The sequence below is a fragment of the Pseudoxanthomonas koreensis genome (assembly GCF_010093225.1).
Lineage (GTDB): Bacteria > Pseudomonadota > Gammaproteobacteria > Xanthomonadales > Xanthomonadaceae > Pseudoxanthomonas > Pseudoxanthomonas koreensis.
Map to the genome: position 1 here is coordinate 49,929 of NZ_PDWM01000013.1, position 21,340 is coordinate 71,268.

General features: G+C 66.0%; 20 protein-coding genes. 13 read left to right on the forward strand and 7 right to left on the reverse strand.

Translation table 11 applies throughout. The features are described from left to right. Window positions 1-127 precede the first annotated feature (127 nt). A complete protein-coding gene (locus CSC64_RS05915; RefSeq protein ID WP_162434404.1) occupies window positions 128-538 on the forward strand; it encodes a DUF4124 domain-containing protein in 411 nt (136 codons plus the stop codon). Window positions 539-559: 21 nt separating this feature from the next. On the opposite strand, the gene CSC64_RS05920 is transcribed toward CSC64_RS05915, so the two are convergent. From CSC64_RS05920 to CSC64_RS05935, 4 genes are all read right to left on the reverse strand, one after another. Continuing rightward, window positions 560-2,296, reverse strand: coding sequence for a mechanosensitive ion channel family protein (locus CSC64_RS05920; protein ID WP_162434405.1), 1,737 nt, complete (start codon window positions 2,294-2,296; stop codon window positions 560-562). A 206-nt stretch (window positions 2,297-2,502) separates the two neighbouring features. Then, window positions 2,503-2,838, reverse strand: a complete 336-nt coding sequence (locus CSC64_RS05925) for a hypothetical protein (protein ID WP_162434406.1) — start codon at window positions 2,836-2,838, stop codon at window positions 2,503-2,505. Between the two features lie 82 nt (window positions 2,839-2,920). Then, complete coding sequence (locus CSC64_RS05930) at window positions 2,921-3,820, reverse strand: pirin family protein (RefSeq protein WP_162434407.1); 900 nt, start codon at window positions 3,818-3,820, stop codon at window positions 2,921-2,923. Between the two features lie 20 nt (window positions 3,821-3,840). Next, a complete protein-coding gene (locus CSC64_RS05935; RefSeq protein WP_162434408.1) occupies window positions 3,841-4,413 on the reverse strand; it encodes an NADPH-dependent FMN reductase in 573 nt (190 codons plus the stop codon). A 352-nt stretch (window positions 4,414-4,765) separates the two neighbouring features. Between CSC64_RS05935 and CSC64_RS05940 the strand changes: the two genes are divergently transcribed. After that, the gene (locus CSC64_RS05940; protein WP_162434409.1) at window positions 4,766-5,677 is read left to right on the forward strand and encodes a bifunctional GNAT family N-acetyltransferase/nucleoside diphosphate kinase regulator; all 912 of its coding nucleotides are present in this window, start codon (window positions 4,766-4,768) and stop codon (window positions 5,675-5,677) included. Between the two features lie 46 nt (window positions 5,678-5,723). Here the strand turns inward: CSC64_RS05940 and CSC64_RS05945 are convergent, their stop codons facing one another. Further along, a complete protein-coding gene (locus CSC64_RS05945) occupies window positions 5,724-6,161 on the reverse strand; it encodes a hypothetical protein (RefSeq protein WP_202922320.1) in 438 nt (145 codons plus the stop codon). Between the two features lie 99 nt (window positions 6,162-6,260). On the opposite strand from CSC64_RS05945, the gene CSC64_RS05950 reads away from it, so the two are divergent. The 8 genes from CSC64_RS05950 (at window position 6,261) to CSC64_RS05985 (ending at window position 17,005) form a co-directional block, all read left to right on the forward strand. Then, window positions 6,261-6,728, forward strand: a complete 468-nt coding sequence (locus CSC64_RS05950) for a MarR family winged helix-turn-helix transcriptional regulator (RefSeq protein WP_162434411.1) — start codon at window positions 6,261-6,263, stop codon at window positions 6,726-6,728. A 524-nt stretch (window positions 6,729-7,252) separates the two neighbouring features. Next, on the forward strand, window positions 7,253-7,999 hold the full coding sequence (locus CSC64_RS05955) for a porin family protein (RefSeq protein WP_162434412.1): 747 nt from the start codon (window positions 7,253-7,255) through the stop codon (window positions 7,997-7,999). 169 nt (window positions 8,000-8,168) lie between these two features. Next, window positions 8,169-9,548: a DUF1254 domain-containing protein gene (locus CSC64_RS05960; RefSeq protein ID WP_202922321.1), complete on the forward strand. Its 1,380-nt coding sequence runs from the start codon at window positions 8,169-8,171 to the stop codon at window positions 9,546-9,548. Between the two features lie 65 nt (window positions 9,549-9,613). Continuing rightward, window positions 9,614-10,759 (forward strand): DUF1214 domain-containing protein, encoded by a 1,146-nt coding sequence (locus CSC64_RS05965; protein WP_162434414.1) that lies wholly within the window; start codon window positions 9,614-9,616, stop codon window positions 10,757-10,759. Between the two features lie 69 nt (window positions 10,760-10,828). Continuing rightward, a complete protein-coding gene (locus CSC64_RS05970) occupies window positions 10,829-13,264 on the forward strand; it encodes an arylsulfatase (protein WP_162434415.1) in 2,436 nt (811 codons plus the stop codon). 49 nt (window positions 13,265-13,313) lie between these two features. Continuing rightward, the gene (locus CSC64_RS05975; RefSeq protein ID WP_162434416.1) at window positions 13,314-13,466 is read left to right on the forward strand and encodes a hypothetical protein; all 153 of its coding nucleotides are present in this window, start codon (window positions 13,314-13,316) and stop codon (window positions 13,464-13,466) included. A gap of 69 nt (window positions 13,467-13,535) precedes the next feature. Then, window positions 13,536-15,938: an arylsulfatase gene (locus CSC64_RS05980; RefSeq protein ID WP_162434417.1), complete on the forward strand. Its 2,403-nt coding sequence runs from the start codon at window positions 13,536-13,538 to the stop codon at window positions 15,936-15,938. A gap of 101 nt (window positions 15,939-16,039) precedes the next feature. Further along, window positions 16,040-17,005: a formylglycine-generating enzyme family protein gene (locus tag CSC64_RS05985; RefSeq protein WP_238389779.1), complete on the forward strand. Its 966-nt coding sequence runs from the start codon at window positions 16,040-16,042 to the stop codon at window positions 17,003-17,005. Between the two features lie 20 nt (window positions 17,006-17,025). On the opposite strand, the gene CSC64_RS05990 is transcribed toward CSC64_RS05985, so the two are convergent. Next, a complete protein-coding gene (locus CSC64_RS05990) occupies window positions 17,026-17,562 on the reverse strand; it encodes a hypothetical protein (RefSeq protein ID WP_162434418.1) in 537 nt (178 codons plus the stop codon). A gap of 24 nt (window positions 17,563-17,586) precedes the next feature. Between CSC64_RS05990 and CSC64_RS05995 the strand changes: the two genes are divergently transcribed. The 3 genes from CSC64_RS05995 to CSC64_RS06005 all read left to right on the forward strand — a co-directional run bounded on the left by CSC64_RS05995 (window position 17,587) and on the right by CSC64_RS06005 (window position 20,195). Further along, a complete protein-coding gene (locus CSC64_RS05995) occupies window positions 17,587-19,221 on the forward strand; it encodes a sensor histidine kinase (RefSeq protein WP_162434419.1) in 1,635 nt (544 codons plus the stop codon). Beyond that, the gene (locus tag CSC64_RS06000) at window positions 19,218-19,862 is read left to right on the forward strand and encodes a response regulator (RefSeq protein WP_162434420.1); all 645 of its coding nucleotides are present in this window, start codon (window positions 19,218-19,220) and stop codon (window positions 19,860-19,862) included. Before CSC64_RS05995 ends, CSC64_RS06000 begins: the two co-directional genes overlap by 4 nt. 84 nt (window positions 19,863-19,946) lie before the next feature. Continuing rightward, window positions 19,947-20,195, forward strand: coding sequence for a phosphate-starvation-inducible PsiE family protein (locus tag CSC64_RS06005; RefSeq protein ID WP_274381650.1), 249 nt, complete (start codon window positions 19,947-19,949; stop codon window positions 20,193-20,195). Between the two features lie 646 nt (window positions 20,196-20,841). Here the strand turns inward: CSC64_RS06005 and CSC64_RS14060 are convergent. Next, entirely contained in the window at window positions 20,842-21,174 is a 333-nt protein-coding gene (locus CSC64_RS14060) for a ubiquitination-like system serine protease family protein (protein ID WP_425501682.1), read from the reverse strand. Window positions 21,175-21,340: the final 166 nt, after the last annotated feature.

The following is a 21,340-nucleotide window of genomic DNA, read 5'->3' on the forward strand; positions in this document are numbered from 1 at the left end:
CAGCGCCGCACACGCGCTGCGATGACCGCGCGGCGGATTCCTACACGCGCGAAGGTGCGCGGCCAATGCCCTTCGCCGGCGCCACGCGGCAGGCTGCACGCAGGACGGGTGGAACGGAGGGCAGGGAATGCCCGCATCGAAGTGGCTGCCGGCGCTGCTGCTGCTGGCGTTGCCAGCCGCGGCCGCGGCCCAGGTCTACAAGTGCATGGACGGCGGCGGCACCAGCTACCAGTCCAGCCCCTGCGCGGTCGGCCAGGTCACCGCGCAGGCCTGGCCTGCCATCGAGTACACGCCTCCCGCGGCGGCCGATCTCGAGCGCCTGCGCATGATCCAGCAGGCCGCGGCCAGGCGCGCTGCGAAGCCGCGCGCGACAACCCGGCGGGGCACCGCGAGCCGGGCCGTGGCTGCGTCCTCGATCGGAGCCTGCGCTGCGGCGCGCGACAAGCGCGACCGCGAGCTGGACGCGATGGGCAAGGCCGGCCGGAAGATCGAGGTCCGGCGCGCCGCCGACCGGCAGGTGGCCGCGGCCTGCCGTTGAACAGGCCGCGCGTCCAGGACATCACTCCCGCGGCGGCGGCGCATCCGCGGCGACCGGTGCCGGCAACCGCTCCCAGTGCTCGCGCGGCACCAGCTTCGGCGAATCCGGGTCGGCCTCGTAGTTCGGCGACATGATCTGCACGCCCTCGGCGTTGAAGGCATCCTGGATCTGCGCGTGCAGTTCGCTGAGGATCTTCATCCGCAGCAGGGTCTGCGCCACGCGCACGCGCAGCCGGTAGTCGACGTAGAAATCCGACAGCGCCGTCTGCAGCACGAACGGCTGCGGGTCGGCGGAAATCCCGGAAGTCCTCGACGCCGCTTCCAGCAGCAGCCGGTGCACCTGCCGCCATGGCGTGTCGTAGCCGATGGTGACGCCGGTCTCCAGCCACATGCCCGGCCCGTCGGGGTGGCGCGAATAGTTGTGCAGTTGGCCGCCCAGCACGACGTTGTTCGGGATGCTGACCTCGACCCCGGCCAGGGTGCGCAGGTGCGTGGTGAAGATGCCGATCTGCAGCACCGTGCCTTCGACATCGCCGCACCTGACGTAGTCGCCCACGGTCATGGTCCGCGAGTAGAGGATGGTCAGGCCGCCGGCCGCCTGGCCGACGATGCTCGACGCGCCCAGCGAGATCATCAGGCCGACCAGCACGCTCAGGCCCTTGAACGCATCGGTATCGGAGCCGGGCAGGTAGGGATAGGCCATCACCAGCGCGAACAGCCAGACCACCACGTTGATGATCTTGCGGGTCGGTTCGGCCAGCACCTGGTCGATGCCGAACAGCTTGAAGCGCCCCTCGGCCACGCCGCGGAAAGTGAGGGCGACGCTGCGGGTGAGCAGCCGCGCCAGCAGGAAGATCAGCAGCGCGGCGAACAGGCCGGGCATGGCCGCGGCGATGGCCTGGCCCCAGCCCCGCAGCAGGCCGAGCATCCAGCCGGTCATCGCATCGGCCCAGGGCCGGGTGAAGCCGAACTGGTCGAGGACGAAGCGCACCCACTCCTCGGCGATCACGAACAGGCCGACCGCGACCAGGATCTTCAGCAGCCAGTCGCCGACGATGCGCACGCCGGTGAGCACGTGGTGCAGCGAACCCTCCGGGGTGGAATCGATGCGTCGCTGCAGCCGCGTGCGCGCGACGGTGCGGATGCGGCGGCCCAGCCAGAGTGCGGCCACCGCCAGGGCGATGGCGACGGCGGTGGCCAGCAGCGACCACAGCACGCCCTGCGCCAGGCGCATCGGTGCCTGCTCGTGATAGGCCACGGCCAACGCATCGCCCAGGCGGCGCTCGATGCCGGCGCGCGCCTGCTCCATCGTCTCGCCGTTGAGGACGTCCAGGTCGCCGGGGGCCAGGAGCATGACCAGCTCACCGGACAGCAGCACCAGCGTCCCTTCCGAGGATTCCCTGAACTCGAGCTTGGCCGCGCCGAAACGCTCGAAGGCGCGGGCGATCGCCGCCTCCGCGGTGCGTGCGCGCAACTGCGGGTCGCGGCCCATGAACTCGGTGCGCAGGGTGGCGATGTCGCGGTTGTAGAAGCGGACCGTGGCTTCGTTGAAGGCGAGGGCCGGCGCGGCCGCCGCAGGCGCGGCCGCCGCAGGCGCGGCCGCCGCAGGCGCGGCCCCGCCGTCCGGCGTTGCCTTCGGCGCGGCCGTGGCAGCCGGCGATGCGGCCAGCGTGAATGCCGTGGCCAGCAGCAGCGCCGCCAGGCCCAGTCCGGAACACAGGCGGCGCCAGCCGCCGGGTGATTGCGCAATCCGATCCATGCTCGGTCCCTGCACACGCGGGCGGGGGCATGCGTTGCCGACGACCTTGCCATGGCCCCGTTTCCATGGCGACGACAGGTTTACCGCACAAAGGCCGCGAACCGCTATTGGGCCTTGGCCTGCCGTCGCAGGCTAACGCCGGGCCGCCGGACCGGGGCAACCGCAACCGGCCACTGTGCGGCGGCCGTGCTTGCCCCGCGGGCCGGCTATCCGCCTGCAGGCTCCGGCCGTGGCACTGCGGCAGCGGCGCCGTCATGCGCCAGGCACCGGGCCAGGCTTTCGAGCTCGGCCGCGGGCAGGGGCGGTGCGACGACCGGCCCCGCCACGGGCAGGTTGCCGCCGACCGCTGCGCGGAGCCGCCCGATCGCCTCGCCGACCTGCGCCCGGCCGCCTTCGCCGAACATGGCCGCGGCCGGGACGCGCGCTTGGTCCTCGCCCTGGCGCTCCAGCATCCAGCAGGCGGACAGCACGCGGTAGGCGAGACCGGCAATGCCTTCACGGCCTTCGTGGGCTTGGCCGACCGATCCGATGTAGCTGGCCACGGCTTCGCCCGCGGCGGCACACGGCCGCTGGATCCGGCGAAACCCGGCGGGAAGCGCCTCCCGCCGCGGCGCGCTTGCGGCGTCAGGACATCGGTTCCGGTTCGACCAGCTTGCCGATCCTGGGCGGCAGCGGGATGAACTCGCCGTTGTCCAGGTCCGGCAGCTTCATCCGCCCGGCCGCCCAGTCGGCGCGTGCCTGCTCGATCCGTTCCTTCGACGAGGACACGAAGTTCCAGTCGATGTAGCGCGGCCCCACCGGCTCGCCACCCAGGGCCATGACGACCGCGTCGCCCAGCGCCACCACCGTGGCCGCCTTGCCCGCGACGAGCACCGCCATGCTGCCGGGCTCCATCCGTTGTCCGGCGACCTCGACCTCGCCGCTGACGACGTAGACCGCGCGCTCGCTGTACTCCGGCGGCAGCGACGCGCGTGCGCCGGCGCGCAACTGCCAGTGCACGTAGAACTGCGGCGAATCGACCTTCACCGGCGACTCCACGCCGGCCAGCCGCCCGGCGATCAGGCGGCCGACGATGCCATCGCCATCGAACACCGGCAGCATCTCGCTGCCGTAGTGCCAGAAGCCCGGCTCCATCTCCTCGCGCTCGTCGGGCAGCGCCGCCCAGAGCTGGACGCCGTCCAGCGGCCCGCCCTCGCGGCGCAGGCGCTCGAAGCGTTCGGAATGGGTGATGCCGCGCCCGGAAGTCATCCAGTTCACCTCGCCCGGGCGCACCGGCTGCTCGGAGCCGACGCTGTCGCGATGCATGATCTCGCCGTCGAACAGGTAGGTGATCGTCGACAGGCCGATGTGCGGGTGCGGCCGCACGTCCGCCTCCCGGGGCAGGCCCGGCTCCAGGACCTTCGGGCCCATGCGGTCGAAGAAGATGTAGGGCCCGACCATGCGCCGCTTCGCGAACGGCAGCACGCGCCCGACCTCGAACGCGCCCAGGTCGCGGCGCCGCTGCTGGATGACGAGTTCGATCATGGGATCTCCGGATCTCCCGCTTACGCGCCGCGCGGCAGCACCGTGAGCACGCGGGCGATGAACTGGTGGAACTCCTCCAGGTAGCCGGACAGGAACTTCGCGGTGCCGGGATCGGCGACCTCGCCAGCGTCGTTGAGGAAGCCGTCCTTGAACTGGATATAGGCCTCCGGTGAGTTCATCTGCGGCGAATTGAGGAATCCGAGGATGCTGCGCAGGTGCTGCTGGCCCACCGCGGTGCCGATCGCGCCGGGCGAAGTGCCGATCACGCCGGAGGGGATGTTCTTGAAGGAGTTCGTGCCCCAGGGGCGGCTGGCCCAGTCGATGGCGTTCTTCAGGCCGCCGGGGATGGAGCGGTTGTATTCGGGGGTGATGATCAGGATCGCGTCGGAGGCTTCGATCGCCTTCTTGAAGTCGCGTCCGGCCTGCGGGTAGTCGGCATCGTAGTCGTAGCTGTAGAGCGGCAGGTCGGCGTAGGAAATTTCCTTGAACTTCAACTGCGCGGGCGCGAGCTTGAACAGCGCGTGGGCGAGCTTGCGGTTGATCGATTCCTTGGCAAGGCTGCCGACCAGGTAGCCGACGTCGTAGGTCTTCATGCTCAATCTCCAGGCATGGGTAACGGCATTCCGGCGGAATGCCGCGGGCCTTCGGGTGAGCCGCCGGCCCCCGGATGGCGCGGTCCATGGTACGTCCGGCCGGGGATTGTGCGGCGTGACGGTGCGTCCCCGTTCCGCAACGCCGGATCGCCCGCGCAGGCGTATGCTGCGGGCGCCCACCCACGCCTTGGATATGGGCGTGCGGGACGCGGCAGAGCAGGGCGCCGGGACGCCGCCGACCGCCCGTACTCATGCCCGCGCCAGCGTCCTCGGTTAAAATGGCCGTTTATCGAAAGAACCGTCATGGCCGGGCCATGAAGGGCTTTCATTCTTGCTTCCGCATGGAGTGAAGATGAAACAGCCTTTCATTTCGCTGTGCCCGGAGATCACCCGGGCGGACGCGCTGACGCTGATGGACTGGCTGGAAGACGAGAGCGTCACCCGCCACCTGAGCGATTCGCGCGATGTCTCGCGATTCATCGGGCAGGCCATCAGCCGGGTGCAGTTGCCGATCCTGACCCCGCTTTTCAACCAGGGCGGCCGCTTCTTCATGGCCTACGACCGGCATGACGCGCGGGTGGGTTTCGTGCGCCTGGTCAAGACCGGACCGGATTGCGAGATGGTCCTGGTGATCGGCGACCGCAACAACTGGGGCCGCCGGCTCGGCGCCGCCGCGATCCGCGAAGGCATGAAGCTCGCCTTCCTGGAGATGCGGGCCGAGAAGCTCATCGCCAGGATCCACCCGGACAACACGCGCTCGCTGAAGGCCTTCGAGCGCTGCGGGTTCCTGCCTGAAAGCCGGACGCCTGCGCTGGAGTCCTTCGCCATGACCTCCACGCGCTACCGCCGGTTCCTGCGCGAAAACCCCGCCGGCCATGCCACCGGCATCCACATCACCGAGATCGACAGGGACCGGCTCAGCAGCCTGCTCGCATTCGCCCAGGACCCGGGTGTTTTCGAGCTGGAGCACGAGATCGAGCGTGCCACCGTGGTCGACCCGGGGCAGGTGGCGGGCGATGTGGTCACGATGAATTCCAGGGCCCTGCTCAAGCTGGATGACGAGGCCGTGGAAGTGACCCTGGTCTACCCGGAGGACGCGGACCGCAGTGCCGGGAAACTGTCGGTGTGCTCGGGCATCGGCACCGCGATCCTGGGCTACAGGGAGGGCGATGCCCTCGACTGGCGGATGCCGGACCGGACCCGCCGTATCCGGATCGAGAAGGTGCTTTACCAGCCCGAAGCGGCCGGCAACTTCCACTTGTAGCCTGGTTGAAGCAGGAGAATCCCGCCCCGCACCACGCGTATCGCCCTCAGAGGGAGCGTGACAACTTTCCCTTCAGGCGCAGTCCGTCCCTCATGTTCAGGCCGAGCAGGCAGATGTTTGCAGCTCCAGCGACGAGCTCCAGGCCTTGGACCGCGTAGAAGATGCTGTCCAGTTCACCGTTGGCAGCTTTCCATGCGAGGAACAGCGCCGACGGAACAAGGAGCAGAATGCCATTTGCGGCAATGAATGGCATACGTCTCGCCTTCTTTCCGACAAGTCCACCGCGTGCTTTTCCGGCCAGCTTGAACCCTGATCCACCTGCTGCGGCAAGTGCTGGAATCAGGAGCAGGAAACCCCAGGGGATGCTTGTCTTCACTACCGTTACCGCATGCTCGGAGAGAAACAGTTCGGATACTGCGGTCGATATCCAGAATGTCGCGATGGTGAGCAGGGCGATCGCGCCTGCAAGCGGGTGGATGATCATGAGCACGACGCACCTCACATGACAACATGTTGTCGATGTGCCAATGTATAGCACGCCAGAATTGACAACACAATGTCAAACTGAAAATATGCTGACTATATGAGCGCCACCCGTGCAAGTCCTTCAGGCCAGGCACTGACCGACCTGATCCTCACCATGTTCCGGGTCAACAACCGCACCCTCAACTGGGGGGACCGGTTGGTGGCCCCGCTGGGGCTGACGAGCGCCCGCTGGCAGGTCCTGGGGGCTATCGCTTTCGCCGACCAGCCCCGGCCCGTAGCGTGGCTGGCGCGCGACCTTGGTGCCAGCCGCCAGAACGTGCAACGGATCGTCAATGACCTGTTGCGGGACGGGATGGTCGAGTTCCAACCCAATCCCCATCACCGGCGGGCACAGCTGGTGGTCATGACAAAAAAGGGGCGTCGGACCTACGAGACCGTGGTCGACATGTACTACTCGAAGGTCGATGACCTTGCGGAAGGTCTCTCCGGGAACGACATACGCATCGCCCATCACGTGCTGAGGACGTTGCAGGGGCGGTTGGAGAAGTCTGAAGGGGAAGGATGATCCGGAGGCTTGGATCCGCTTCACGCAGTCCACTTGCTACCGAGGCATCGATCAAGATTAGGGATGTTTATCGGGGCTAGGGAGCTATCTCTGGTACGCACTCCCTTCTCGTAAGGGAAAGAGCGCTCTCAGACCGTGCGACGCCTGATCTCTCGATGCCAACTAAGCTTCGCGGTTCATGGCGCCGTTGCCACTCCACTTCGGTTGGCGTTACGCGCTCGGCGAAGTCGCCTAACGAGCGGTGTTCTGGGTTCGTACCAATGATCGACAGTGCGTCGGGGTATGCCAAAAAGGTCAACGCCTCACTTATCAATGGAAACGCAGAACGGGCTTCATCCAGCGGTAGGGATTGGTGACGCGGGTGCTGTACTAGGTGTCGACGACCGGCGGTAGAGCGCGTCAGCCCACGAACGGCCAAGCTAGGTAGTTCTGCGGAGGTGGCCCTGCTGCTTACGCGGATACTGGTCGCACAGAGTCGGTGTCAAACTGATCAGGTCCTTGACAGGACTGATCCGGAGGGTGGCATGAATCAACGTTCAGCGAGTTCCACGGCGGCCTTGATCCTGCTTTTAACGTGCTTGGCAGCACCCGGAGTCGTACAGGCGGAGGCTTGGTCATGGGCCGTGGAGCCCTATGCTTGGGCGTCCAGCATCCGGGCCGACCTGCGGACTGAAGTGCCGCCGATAGAGGGCTCCTCTGAGCTCCGGTTCCGCGACATCCTGGACAAGCTCGACGGGTCGCTGCAGCTGCACGTAGAGGGCGGGCTGCAGCGACATGGCCTGTTCCTCGACTTCAGCTATCTCGGGATCTCAGACCGGGTGTCGCGCAACTTCGCCGACTACGAGGCCGACCTCGACACCCGCCTGTTCGAGGCCGCCTGGGTCTGGTCGCCATCGGGCAGGCGCCTGGAGGCGCTCGACCTGTTCGCGGGCGTGCGCTACCTCGACGCCGACATCAGCCTGCGCATCGATCCAGTCAATCCGGAGCTTGTCGGACGCACGCTCGACGTCGGCGACAGCTACCTCGACGCCATGCTGGGCGCACGGTACACCTGGCCTCTGGGTCCGAAGTGGCGCGTGACCGCGCGCGGTGACGGTTCCTTCGGCGACACCGAGGGCGCGTGGAACGCTAGCCTCGGTGCCCGGTACCACACGTCGAATGGGGCCTGGGTGTTCGGCTACCGCCACCTGCGAATCGAGATCGAGAGCGGCGGCGCCGACGTCGACCTGACTATGAGCGGTCCGTTTGCCGGCTATGCCTTCGTGTTCTGAGCGGGCGGGCGTCGTTGCGGGCGGGCTGGCAAACACGGAAGCAGGAGCGCAAACCCATATGGAAAAGAACATATACCGGCGAGATTGCCGCAGCACCGTATCAGCCCCGCGCCGTCGCGGAGCCTTCGGCCGCGCATCGCTGTGCGTCCTCCTCGTCCTGGCCGGCGCGTTGGCCGGGTGCGGAAGTGGCACCGGCAGTGGCGGCGGCGACGCCGCACCGGCGGCCGCGGCGCAGCCGTCGCCCGAGGTGTTCAGGGACGCCTACGTGTACGGCTATCCCATGGTCGACAACTACCGGGTGATGCACTCGTACTTCGCCGACTCCGACAACCCCGAGTACAAGGGCCCGTGGAACCAGGTGCACAACATCGCGCGGGTCTACACGCCCGAGGACAAGGCCATCCAGACGCCGAACTCGGATACGCCGTACTCGTTCCTCGGCGCCGACCTGCGCCGTGAACCGCTGGTCATCAGCGTTCCGGGAGTGGCCGGTGGCCGCTACTACTCGCTGCAGTTCATCGATCTGTACACGCACAACTTTGCCTACGTCGGCAGCCGTGCGACGGGCAACGGCGCCGGCAGCTACCTGTTGGCCGGGCCGGGCTGGGACGGCGAGGCACCGGAGGGGATCCGCTCGGTGCTGCGCTCGGAGACCGACCTCGCCTTGGTGCTGTACCGCACCCAGCTCTTCAGCAACGACGACCTTCCCGAGGTCGAGAAGATCCAGGCCGGCTTCACGGTGCAGCCGCTCTCCGCCTTCACGGGGACCGCGCCGCCGCAGGCCTTGGGCACAGAGTTCATGCGGCCGCTGGGCGTGGATGCGCAGAAGTCGTCGGCCGAGTTCTTCGACGTGCTGGCGTACCTGTTCCAGTTCGCGCCCGTCCATCCCGGCGAGGTGGACGTGCGGAGCCGCTTCGAGGAAGCGGGCATCTCCCCCGGGCGCCCGTTCGCATCGGCGCTGGATGCGCAGGGCCGGGAGGCGGTCGAAGCCGGCATCGCGGATGCCTGGGACGACTTCAACGCCTACAAGGCCGAGATGGTCGACACCGGCAAGCGCAGCGCGGCGGACGGGTTCGGCACGCGCGAGTTCCTCGGCAACGACTACATGGCGCGGATGTCATCCGCCGTGCTCGGCATCTACGGCAACTCCAAGGAGGAGGCGCTGTACCCCGCCTACTTCGTGGACGCAGACGGCGCGCCGATGGACGGTTCGCGCAACCGCTACGCCGTCCGCTTCGGGCCGGACGGGCTGCCTCCGGTGAACGCCTTCTGGTCGCTCACCATGTACGAGCTCCCGGCCAGCCTGCTGACCGCGAACCCCATCGATCGCTACCTGATCAACTCCACGATGCTGGCCGACCTGGTCCGCGACCCGGACGGCGGCATCACCATCCACGTCCAGAAGGAATCACCGGGCGCGGCCAGGGAAGCGAACTGGCTGCCCGCGCCGGATGGCCCGTTCTTCATGATCCTGCGCGCCTACTGGCCGGACGGGGACATGCTCGATGGGACCTGGAAGCAGCCGGCCGCGGTGCGCGTCGAGGAATGAGTCCCGCACCCGGTACGGTCTGCCGCGCCGGGAAGCCAATGATCACTGACCAAGGAGCAACACTGATGAGAGCGTCCACGTTGACCCGGGCATCGCTGGCGGTGACCGTGGCATTCGCCCTTGGCGCCTGCGCCGAGCAGGGGGCCACTCCCGCCACCACACCGGCCGAGGCTTCGCCGGCTGCCAGCACGCCGGCCGTCGCCACGGCCGTCCCGGACCTGACGGATGAAAGGTTCCGGGCCCACACCCCGGATGGAAAGATCCTGGTAACGCCGGACAACTTCATCCGTGCCGAATCCAACCTCTACATGGGGGGCCAGCTCAAGGACGGGGCCTTCGGCGGCTTCAAGCACACGCGCGTGCCCGTGGCGATAGACAACCAGAACATCATCCGGCTGAACCGGGACACGGTGTATTCGTCCGCCGTATTCGACCTGGACGCCGGCCCCGTCGAGATGACGCTTCCGGACGGGGAAGGCCGCTTCATCTCGGCGCTGCTGATCAACGAGGACCACTACAACCCGCAGGTCTTCTACGACCCCGGCACCTACACCCTGACCCGGGAGGACGTGGGCAGCCGCTACGTCATGGTCGGCGTGCGCATCCTCGCCGATCCAAACGATCCCGACGACCTGGCGCAGGCCAACGCGCTGCAGGACCGCGTCACCTCCAGCCAGCCGGGTGGTCCCGGTACGTTCGAGGTGCCGGCCTGGGACATGGCGAGCCAGGAAAAGGTGCGCAACGCCCTGCTGGTGCTCTCCAGCACCCTGCCGGACCTGCGTTACGCCGCCGGTCCCACGCCGGACTCGGTCGACCCGGTGCGCCGGCTGATCGCCGCGGCGTCCGGCTGGGGCCTGAATCCCGACAAGGACGCGATCTACCTGAACGTGTACCCGGAGAACAACGACGGCCGCACGGTCTACCAGCTCGATGTCGGCGAGGTGCCGGTGGATGCCTTCTGGTCGGTGAGCATCTACAACCGCGAGGGCTACTTCGAGGCGAACGACCTGGATGCCTACGTCGTCAACAGCGTGACCGCGGCGAAGGGCGAGGACGGCTCGACTCGGATCCAGTTCGGGGACTGCACGGTCGACACCCCCAACTGCCTGCCGGTCACCGACGGCTGGAACTATATGGTGAGGCTGTACCGCCCGCGCAGCGAGATCCTCGACGGTTCCTGGACCTTCCCGGTCGCGCAGCCGCGCGGCTGATCGGAGCGACCAGCCATCGCAACTTCTGCTGTGTGCTCCATGGACAGTTTTTACGAAGGAGAGTTACGCATGAATTTTCCGCTCAATCCCCCTGCGTCGCGGCGCAAGACACTCCCTTCCCTCGGGCGGTTGGCCCTGGCCTGTTCGATTGCGGCCGTGCTCGCGGCACCTCCGGCCACGGCGCAGCAGTCGCTGCCCTTTCCCGACAGCCCGCGCCCCAAGGCGCAGATGACCATGGGCGAATCCGCCGCGGACTACAAACCCGTGGCCAGGCAGCGCCATCTTGCGGCCGACGCGCCGAATATCGTGATCATCCTGCTGGACGATACCGGCCCTGCGCTGTCGTCGTCTTTCGGCGGGCCGATCAACACGCCGACAATGCAGCGGGTGGTGGACAGCGGTGTGACCTACAACCGGTTCCACACCACCGCGATGTGCTCGCCCACGCGTGCCGCGCTGTTGACCGGGCGCAATCATCACCGCACCGGATTTGGCCAGATTGCCGAATTTGCCAATGACTGGGATGGATATACCGGGGTCTGGCCCGCGACCAGCGCGTCACTGCCCAAGGTGCTGGGCTATTACGGCTATGCCACGGCGGCCTTTGGAAAATGGCACAACACACCCGCCACCGACACCTCGGCCGTGGGGCCTTTCAACCGCTGGCCCACCGGGCAGATCATCGGGTTCGACTACTTCTATGGCTTCCTTGCCGGGGAAACCTCGCAGTGGGAACCGGCGCTGGTCGAAAACACCACTCGCCTGCCCCCGCAACATGAACGCGACGGCTATCACCTGACCGAGGACATGACCGACAAGGCGGTCAAATGGATGAAGGATCAGCGTGCGCTGGCCCCCGACCGGCCGTTCCTGGTCTATTGGGCACCGGGCGCGGCACATGGTCCCCACCACATCTTCAAGGAATGGGCCGACAAGTACGAAGGCCAGTTCGACGAGGGCTGGGACAGGATGCGCGAAGAGGTGTTCGCGCGGCAAAAGGAGATGGGCTGGACCCCGCAGGACGCGATCCTCACTCCCCGTGATCCGACCATGCCCGGCTGGGACGATATCCCGCTGGACCAGCGGCCGTTCCAATCCCGTTTGATGGAGGTGTTCGCCGGCTTTACCGAACATGCCGACACCCAGGCCGGGCGCCTGCTGGACGCGCTTGATGAGATGGGCGTCCGCGACAATACCCTGGTCTTCTACATCTGGGGCGACAACGGATCCTCCTCCGAAGGGCAGGGCGGCACGATTTCGGAACTGATGGCGCAGAACGGCATCAGCAGCACAGCCGAAGACCACCTGCGCGTTCTTGACGAAATCGGCGGGCTGGACGCCATCGGTGGGCACAGGACCGACAATATGTATAACGCGGGCTGGGCCTGGGCCGGTTCCACACCATTCCAGGGCACCAAACTGGTAGCCAGCCATCTGGGCGGAACCCGTACGCCGCTGGCGGTGTCCTGGCCTGCCAGGCTGCCGCACGACACCGTGCCGCGGTCGCAGTTCTATCACGTGAACGACATCGTGCCGACGATCTACGACCTGTTGCAGATCCAGGCCCCGGAACTGGTCGACGGCGTCTCGCAGGATCCGATGGATGGCGTCAGCATGGCCGTCTCGCTCACGGATCCCAAGGCCCCCGAGAACAAGCACGACCAGTACTTCGAGGTGATGGGCAGCCGTGCCTACTACAAGGATGGCTGGATCGCTTCGGCCTTTGGCCCGCGCATTCCCTGGAAGCCCGGATTTGATCCGGCGATCTTCGAATGGACGCCGGACAAGGACACCTGGGAGCTCTACAACCTGGAGCACGATTTCTCACAGGGCAAGAACCTGGCCGACTCCGAGCCGGAGCGATTGGCAGCGATGATCGAGGGCTTCAACAGGACTGCCGAGAACAACAAGGCCTTCCCGATCGGTGGCGGCCTGTGGTCGACGGTCTTCCACCCCGAATACAGTCCCCGCAACCCCGCGACCGAGTTCTTCTATACCCGCGACGTGATCGAACTGCCGGAATTCAATGCCCCCAAGCTTGGCTCGGCCAGCACGCTGGTCACGATGGATGTCGACCTGGCTGCGGATTCCGAGGGCGTTCTGTATGCGCTCGGTGCCTATGCAGGGGGGCTGGCGCTCTGGGTCGACGACGGGAAACTGTCGTTCGAGTTCAATACCTTCCAGATCGAACGCACGCGGATCGAAACGACCGAGCCGTTGCCGACCGGCCCCGTGTCGATCGAAGTGGAATCGCTTCGCCCAGACGGCCCGGCCATGCCCATGGACATCAAGATCCGCATCGACGGCAAGCAGGTTGCGAGCGGCCGCGCACCCCGTACGCCCAGCCTCTTCTTCACGACCAACGATACCTTCGACATCGGCCAGGACAGCTTCTCGCCGGTGGCCGAGGACTACTTCGACCGCGCTCCGTTCAAGTACAACGGCCGGATCGGCCAGGTCCATATCAAGTACCTGCCTTCCCCGAAGGCGGAGAGCCAACAGTGAGGAAGGTGTGGCGCCGGCCCGCATCGGCCGTGTGGAGACGGGACAGGGGATGAACTACGAAAGCGGCCAGCGCAGCGTAACGGCGGGCCCGGTGCCGACGGGGATGATCGCGATTCCCGACGGCACCTTTCGTATGGGTTCGGATGGGCGCGAGATCCTCGACGGTTCCTGGACCTTCCCGGCAGCGCAGCCGCGCAGCTGACCGAAGCGACCAGCTATGGCGGCTTCAGCCGTGTGCTTCATGAAGAGTTTTCACAAAGGAGAGTTACGCATGAATCTTCCGCTCAATCCCCCTGCGCCGCGACGCAAGACGTTCCCTTCCATCGGGCGGTTGGCCCTGGCCTGTTCGATTGCGGCCGCGCTCGCGGCGCCGCCGGCCACGGCGCAGCAGTCGTTGCCCTTCCCCGACCAGCCAGGCCCCAAGGCCGAGCGCACGATGCAGATGTCCACCCATGACAGGCCACCCGCGCAGAGCCATCTGCCGGCCGATGCGCCGAACATCCTGATCATCATGCTCGATGATGTTGGCCCCGGCTTGCCGTCGACCTACGGCGGGGTCATCAACACGCCCACGTTCAGCCGCGTGGCCGATGCCGGGGTGTCGTACAACCGGTTCCATAACGCGGCCATGTGTTCGCCGACGCGGGCGGCGCTGTTGACGGGCCGGAACCAGCATCGCAGCGGGTTCGGCCAGATCGCGGAATTCGCCAACAACTGGGATGGCTATACCGGTGCCTGGCCGGCCACGACGGCCTCGGTTGCCAAGGTGCTGGGGTATTACGGTTACGCCACCGCCGCCTTCGGCAAATGGCACAACACGCCGCCTTCGGACATTTCGCGCGTCGGGCCCTACGACCGCTGGCCGGCCGGCCGGCTGGTCGGGTTCGACTACTTCTATGGCTTCCTGGGAGGGGAGGCGTCGCAGTGGGAAACTGCCGTCGTTGAAAACACCACGCGCTTGGACCTGCACCACGGCGAGGACTACCATTTCACCGTGGACATGACCGACCACGCCCTCAAGTGGTTGCGCAACCATGAGGCCGTGGCCCCGAACCAGCCCTTCCTGATGTACTGGGCACCGGGCGCCGCACATGGGCCGCACCATGTCTCCAAGGAATGGGCCGACAAGTACAAGGGCAAGTTCGACGGCGGCTGGGATCAGCTGCGCCAGACCCTGTTTGACGGGCAGAAAGCCATCGGCTGGCTTCCGCAGGGTACCGAATTGACAGCGCGCCCGGACAACCTCGCCTCATGGAATTCCATCCCCGAGGATGAGCGCGACTTCCAGGCGCGGCTGATGGAGGTCTTTGCCGGTTTCGTCGAGCATGCCGATAGCCAGGCGGGTCGCGTGATCGACGAGCTGGAGCGCATGGGCAAGCTGGACAACACCCTGGTCTTCTACATCTGGGGCGACAACGGTTCGTCCGCTGAAGGACAGAACGGCACGATTTCGGAGCTGCTGGCCCAGAACGGCATCAAGACCGAAATCAAGGACCATATCCGCGTCCTGAACGAAGAGTTGGGCGGGCTCGATGCGCTGGGTGGGCGCAAGACCGACAACATGTACCACGCCGGCTGGGCCTGGGCCGGGTCTTCGCCCTACCAGTCGCTGAAACTTGTCGCGGCGCATTTCGGCGGCACGCGCACGCCGCTTGCCGTGTCCTGGCCGGAACGCATCAAGCATGACGGCCAGGTCCGCAGCCAGTTCTATCACGTGAACGACATCGTGCCGACCATCTACGACGTTCTGGACATCACCCCGCCCGGAACGGTGGATGGCGTCACGCAGCAGCCGCTGGACGGCGTTTCCATGCTGGCCTCGCTCAAGAGCGCCTCGGCACCCGAGAACAAGCCTGACCAGTATTTCGAGGTGATGGGCAGTCGCGCCTACTACAAGGACGGCTGGATCGCTTCGGTCTTCGGGCCGCGTACCCCCTGGGTGCCGGGTGTCGACCCCGCAATCGCCAACTGGAATCCCGACAATGACACATGGGAGCTCTACGACCTGAGGACGGATTTTTCGCAGTCGCGCGATGTCGCGGCCGAACATCCGGAGAAGTTGAGGGAACTGGTCGACGGTTTTGACCGGGTGGCCAAGGCCGGGGGGGTCTATCCGGTGGGCGGTGGCCTGTGGTCCATGGTCCTGCATCCCGAAGACGCGCCCCACAGCCCGATGAAGGAGTTCAGCTACACGCAGGATGTCTATGGCCTGCCCGAGGCGTCGGCCGCCCAGTTGGGAACGCGGTCGAACGTGGTGAACATCGAGTTCGAAATGACCCCCGAAACCGAAGGCGTGATGTACGCGATTGGCGCCTATTCCGGCGGCCTGGCCGTCTGGATCAAGGATGGCAAGCTGAACTACGAGTACAACAAGTTCGCAATCGAACGGACCAAACTCGAAACCGCCGCGTTGCCGATGGGCAAGGTGGCGCTCGAGATCGAAAGCGTCAAGACTGGCACTCACACATCGCCCATGGATGTCGTGATCCGGGTCAATGGCACCGAAATGGCCAGAGGTACGGTTCCCGAGACCGCGTCTGTCGGCTTCACGCCGAATGACAGCTTTGATGTCGGTCGCGACACCCAGTCGCCGGTTTCGGAGGCCTACTACGATCTGGCGCCCTTCGTGTTCAACGGCACGATCGATTCGTTCAAGGCGTACTATCCCGAATAAACTGCGAAAGCCTGGCCATGCCCGGGAGTGGTCTTTCCCGGGCGTGGCTCTGCTTCATTCAACCAGCAGCTTGCAACGATCCAGGTGAAATGGGACAGCAGATGAACCAGGAATCTGGTGCCCGGGCGGCGATGCCAGGCCCGGCGCCGGCGGGGATGATCGCAATTCCCGGCGGCACCTTCCGGATGGGCTCGGATGAGCACTACCCCGAAGAGGCGCCTGCGCATCGGGTTTCGGTCGATGGCTTCATGATCGATGCGCACCCCGTGACAAATGCCCGCTTTGCGGAGTTCGTGCGCGCCACGGGCCATGTCACGACCGCGGAAATCGCCCCCAGGGCCGAGGATTACCCGGGTGCGCTACCCGAAATGCTGCGTGCGGGATCGCTGGTGTTCACCCCGCCCCCGCCCGGAACCGTCGTCAAATTCTGGGGACAGTGGTGGTCCTATGTCTTCGGCGCGTGCTGGCACAGGCCCCTGGGACCGGGCAGCTCCATCGATGGACTTGACGATCACCCCGTGGTCCATGTCAGCCATTCCGATGCCCAGGCCTATGCGGAATGGGCCGGCAAGGCGCTTCCGACCGAGGCGGAATGGGAGCTGGCGGCGCGCGGCGGGCTGGCGGATGCCGAATATGCCTGGGGGAGCGAACTGACTCCGGGCGGCATGCACATGGCCAATGTCTGGCAGGGGGAGTTTCCGGTCCAGAACACCAGGGAGGACGGCTGGCTGCGCACATCGCCGGCCGGGCATTACCCGCCCAACGGTTACGGCGTCTTCGACATGATCGGCAACGTCTGGGAATGGACGTCCGACTTCTGGACCGAGCAGCACCGGGCCGATGCGGCCAAGGCCTGCTGCATCCCGCAGAACCCCCGGGTGACACAGACGGCCGGCAGCTTCGACCCCTGCCAGCCGGAGATCCCGATCCCGCGCGCCGTGCTCAAAGGTGGCTCGCACCTCTGCGCGCCGAACTACTGCCGCCGCTACCGGCCCGCGGCACGGCACCCCGAGCCGGTCGACACCTCGACCAGCCACGTCGGTTTCCGCTGCGTCATTCGCACCTGACCGTTGCGCGATGCACGCGCTCAGAAGGGCTTCCCGAGTTCCAGGAAGGCGGCGCCGTGGCCGCCCTCGCGCATCCCGTAGCCCAGCAGCAGCGGCCCCAGCCAGGAATCGAAGCCGAGGTAGAGGCTGCCGTTGAGGATGCCGTCGCTGAAGGACATCCGCGAACGCGGCTCCCAGGCATTGCCGTACTCGAGCAGCATCCCGACGCTTGCCGAGCGACTGAAGACGTCCGCCAGCTGGTAGCTGTAGCCCGTCGAAACCATGGCGTAGTGCTGGCCGGTCAATTCGTTGTAGTGGAAGCCGGACAGCCGGCCCCGCCCACCCAGCCGGTAGCGCTCGTTGAGCGGGAGCACGCCTTCGATGGTGCTGTGGTAGGCGCCGCCGAACTGGACCGCGTGGCGGCCGTGGGCGTGGGCGAACGTGGCATCGGCACCCGGGCGTCGTCCCGCGGCACCAGTGTGTCTAGGTAGAAATACGCAACATGCATTGGCTTGTTGTGTTGACTGGATGGCCAGTACAGAATCGGTAGGGGGAATCCGGTTGTCGACGCATGCCATGGAGCCACGGGACAAGGAGTTCCGATGTCCGCAAGATCAGCCCGGTTTGGGCGCTCGAGGCCCCCGGGGCACGTCGTTCGTGACGGCGTGCCGGCACCGGCACCGGCACCGGCACCGGCACGATGGCGTTCGGCTGCCTGCGGGTTCGTAACCGCCCTCGCCACCCAGGTCGTCTCCCACGCCCTGCTGGTATACCGCACGGAAATCACCCCGATCTGGCTTCCGGGCGCCTTTCTGCTCGCTTATCTGTTGGTCGTGCCCTCGCGTCGCTGGCCTGCCTTCGTCTCCGGATTCGTGCTGGGCGGCGTCATGGCGTTCTACCTGCACAGCGGCATGCTGCTGGTCCCGCTTGTTGGCTACTGCTGGCTCAGCGGCTGCATCGTGGCCGGCGCCTGCATGCTCAAGGCTCCGCTGCGGCGCCGGGGCATGTTCCCGGGGATTGCCGACCTCATGCGGTTCATCCTGGTCATGGTCGTCGGCACGTCCGTAGCGTGCGCGGTTGGCTTCGTGGGCCTGGTGTCGCTGATCCGCGATGACGTGGCGCTTCCGCGACTGTGGCTGCTCAGCATGTCGGCGTACGCGGTGGCGTTCATGCTGGTGACGCCGCTGCTCGTGGAGGTCGCGCGACTGAGTCTCGCGCCCTGGCGTGAGATCCGCCCCAGGGTGCTCCAGTTCCTGCTGCTGACGACGCTGTTGTGGACGGTTTCCGTCGCGATGTGGCATGCCGTCCCTTCCAACCTGAGCAGCATCCCGTTGATCCTGTTCGCGCCGGTGCCGCTGTTGATGCTGGCGGCCTTCCAGTTCGGCAGCGTCGGCCCGAGTCTCGGCCTGGTCGTGGCGTTCGTGCCCGCCATCATTTTTTCGGTCCTGCTGGACCGTTCGGATACGTCCGAGTCTGTGTTCCTCAACACCTACGTCATGCAGATGTGGGCGCTCGCTGCCGGCGTGCTCGTGCACGCATTGGCGATCCAGGCACGGCAGCGCCAGGCGATGGCGGAGCGCCTGATCCAGCGCGGCATCGAGAACAGGAGCCTCGCCGCCCGCATCATCCACAGCCAGGAGGAGGCAGGTGCGCGCATCGCGCGCGAGCTCCACGACAACGTGTGTCAGAAACTCAGCCTGCATTCGGTCGCGCTGAGCACGCTGGCGCGCGATCTCCCGGATGGCGCCCGCGCCGGGCTCGACGATGTTCGGCGGTCCATCCGGGGCCTGATGGACGAGATCCGCGGCATTTCCCGGAGCCTGCACCCAGCCGTGCTCGAGCATGTCGGACTTGCACAGGGAATCGACGATCTCGCGAGGAGCGTCGATGACGCCTGGGATGGTGTCGTCCTGGTGCGCAGCCGGATCGATCCCGCCGCCGCCGCACTTTCCCCCGACCAGAGGCTCTGCATGTACCGGATCGCCCAGGAGTCGCTGCGCAACGCCATCGAGCATTCCGGTGCTACTGCCATCCGCGTCAGCCTGGTGGCGGTGCGCCGCGTGTGGCGACTGTCGGTGGTTGACAACGGCGACGGCTTCGACGTCGGGTCAGCCGGCGGGGCCGGAGGGATGGGCCTGCGCGGGATGCGGGAGCGGGCCACCGTGGCCGGGGGCGTGTTCCGCATGCGGAGCTTGCCGGGGCGCGGTACGTGCGTGGCCGTGGAGATCGCGCCATGATCCCGTCGTCGCGTCCACGCGTACTGCTGGCCGACGACCATCGCATGGTGGCCGAGGGCATCGCGGGACTAGTGTCACTGCGCTACGAGCTGCTGGACATCGCGACGGACGGACCCGGACTGGTCGAGCGTGCGATCGCGAAAGATCCCGATCTAATCATCTCCGACGTGTCCCTGCCGGGCTGCAGCGGGATCGAGGCGGTGCGCAGGCTTGGTGATGCGGGCTGTGGCATCCCGGTCATCTTCCTGACCGTGCACGCTGAGCCTGCCCTGGTGCGTGCGGCCTTCGAGGCCGGTGCGCGGGGATACGTGCTCAAGGCGGAAGCGGGGGAGGAGCTGTTGAAGGCCATGGATGAAGTGATGCATGGCCGTGTCTACGTCACGGCCGAGCTTTGGCGCTGGGCGTCGGGGCAGGAAAAGATCCCGCGGTTGACCCCGATGCAGCTGCGCGTCCTGCGGATGGTTGCGGCCGGGCTGCGCTCGCGCGAGATCGCAACGGCGCTTGGTATCTCCATCCGCACGGTGGATTCGCACCGCTACTCGATCATGCAGGCGCTGGACGTCTCCAGCAGCGTGTCCCTGGTCCGCGAGGTGGAGCGCCTGGGCCTGCTTCTCGAGGAAGGAAAGGAATGCGTGCAATGAAGGAACTCTGGCCCGCGGGACCGGCGATGGACCGCATCGAGCGCCTGATCCTGTCCGCGCTGCAGATCTCTCCTGGCGCTGCTCCTGGCGGTGCTGGACCTGTTCTACCTGCTTGCCAAGGGCGTGATCGAGCAGGCGCGGCACATCGAGACCGTGCATGACTTGCAGGCGTTGCTCGAGCGCGGCTTCGCAGGCGCGCTGCTGGTGCTGATCGGCCTCGAACTGCTGGTGACGGTGCGTGCGTACATCGAGGAGAGCCGGTTCCGGCTCGAGGTAGTGCTGGTGGTGGGCATCATCGCGATCGCGCGCTACGTGGTCCTGATCGACCTGTAGCACGTGGATGGTGTTTCGATGCTCGACATCGCCTCGCTGCTGCTGGCGCTGGTCGCTGGCTATTGGGCGACCGGCAGGGGCTGTGAGCGCGGAGGACAGTCGGAACACGAGGGTCAATAACATCACCGACATTCCATGCCAATGTCGGATGCGGTTTGACCAGAATTCTTCTAATTCGTTCTACTATTGAGACAGAGCGAAGCGAGTTCCTAAATGATGGTGCTCTTGCTGATTTCGATGACGCGTGCCATGCACCGAGGACGGGGACGGAGACTACACACCAGCTGCTACTTCATGGGTGGGCGAGGCAAGAGCCGGGTCAGTGTGTTCTCGCTGAAATGGCAATGCATTATTCAAGTCGAGCCCGTTCGCGGTTGACCCAGTCCAGGGTCTTCGCTCGCCCCCGCGTTAGTCCATATTGATTTGGAAGATTTATCGCGGGTAGGAAAGGCAGCTTCCGACCCTTCTCAAGAGCATCGAGAAGCCCGTTAAGCGGGAGCCGCGCAAGTCTCGCGGGCCGTGAGAAAGTATTCGACACCAGGGACGAAGTACTTCGTCAACCTGTAGGTGAACGGCTTATCTTTAGATTTGCGCTTCTGGAGTGCGTTTCCCGATGGGAGAGCTTAGAGGTCGAGGCTCAGGCTACTCACACCCATATGATTCGACCTTGTCGGATGAAGTAGTGGGACTTGCAACCTTGCTTTTTCCAGACAGACGGATTCAACGTAACTCGATCTGCTCCATCAACGCTCGCCTGCCAATGCGGTCGTACCGACGTCATCAGACATAGCTCGACGATGTCGTCGCATCCGCATGGACAAGCAAAGGCAACCTTCCACACTGGAGAGCCCAGGAAATAGATGGTTCGCCATTTAAGTCGCGAAGGCAGTTCCTCGTTGGCTTGGACCGCAGCCCGGTAGGGTAGCCAGCGTGTACTCCACGCCTGACCGCGGCGCCGCAGGCCGCGCCAGACACTCACGACAGACCTGCCAAGCCAAGTGGCAGGCGGCGGTCCCCCGGTAATCCCCCCACTTTTAGCAGCCGCCAGAAGTGGAGCTAAGCGGCCATCGCCAGCTTCATGGCTGGAGTGATGCCGCCGAGCGCCATATTCGGGCGCTCGTGGTTGTACGTCCAGAGCCAGCGCG

What these genes read in the sequence shown, in the direction of transcription:
- CSC64_RS05920 (WP_162434405.1), bottom strand. Translation starts at nt 2,296, where the DNA reads ATGGATCGGATTGCGCAATCACCCGGCGGCTGGCGCCGCCTGTGTTCC.
- CSC64_RS06000 (WP_162434420.1), top strand. Translation starts at nt 19,218, where the DNA reads ATGATCCCGTCGTCGCGTCCACGCGTACTGCTGGCCGACGACCATCGC.
- CSC64_RS05990 (WP_162434418.1), bottom strand. Translation starts at nt 17,562, where the DNA reads ATGGCATGCGTCGACAACCGGATTCCCCCTACCGATTCTGTACTGGCC.
- CSC64_RS05965 (WP_162434414.1), top strand. Translation starts at nt 9,614, where the DNA reads ATGAGAGCGTCCACGTTGACCCGGGCATCGCTGGCGGTGACCGTGGCA.
- CSC64_RS05980 (WP_162434417.1), top strand. Translation starts at nt 13,536, where the DNA reads ATGAATCTTCCGCTCAATCCCCCTGCGCCGCGACGCAAGACGTTCCCT.
- CSC64_RS05995 (WP_162434419.1), top strand. Translation starts at nt 17,587, where the DNA reads ATGTCCGCAAGATCAGCCCGGTTTGGGCGCTCGAGGCCCCCGGGGCAC.
- CSC64_RS05950 (WP_162434411.1), top strand. Translation starts at nt 6,261, where the DNA reads ATGAGCGCCACCCGTGCAAGTCCTTCAGGCCAGGCACTGACCGACCTG.
- CSC64_RS05975 (WP_162434416.1), top strand. Translation starts at nt 13,314, where the DNA reads ATGAACTACGAAAGCGGCCAGCGCAGCGTAACGGCGGGCCCGGTGCCG.
- CSC64_RS05935 (WP_162434408.1), bottom strand. Translation starts at nt 4,413, where the DNA reads ATGAAGACCTACGACGTCGGCTACCTGGTCGGCAGCCTTGCCAAGGAA.
- CSC64_RS05930 (WP_162434407.1), bottom strand. Translation starts at nt 3,820, where the DNA reads ATGATCGAACTCGTCATCCAGCAGCGGCGCCGCGACCTGGGCGCGTTC.
- CSC64_RS05945 (WP_202922320.1), bottom strand. Translation starts at nt 6,161, where the DNA reads ATGATCATCCACCCGCTTGCAGGCGCGATCGCCCTGCTCACCATCGCG.
- CSC64_RS05955 (WP_162434412.1), top strand. Translation starts at nt 7,253, where the DNA reads ATGAATCAACGTTCAGCGAGTTCCACGGCGGCCTTGATCCTGCTTTTA.
- CSC64_RS05970 (WP_162434415.1), top strand. Translation starts at nt 10,829, where the DNA reads ATGAATTTTCCGCTCAATCCCCCTGCGTCGCGGCGCAAGACACTCCCT.
- CSC64_RS05940 (WP_162434409.1), top strand. Translation starts at nt 4,766, where the DNA reads ATGAAACAGCCTTTCATTTCGCTGTGCCCGGAGATCACCCGGGCGGAC.
- CSC64_RS05915 (WP_162434404.1), top strand. Translation starts at nt 128, where the DNA reads ATGCCCGCATCGAAGTGGCTGCCGGCGCTGCTGCTGCTGGCGTTGCCA.
- CSC64_RS05985 (WP_238389779.1), top strand. Translation starts at nt 16,040, where the DNA reads ATGAACCAGGAATCTGGTGCCCGGGCGGCGATGCCAGGCCCGGCGCCG.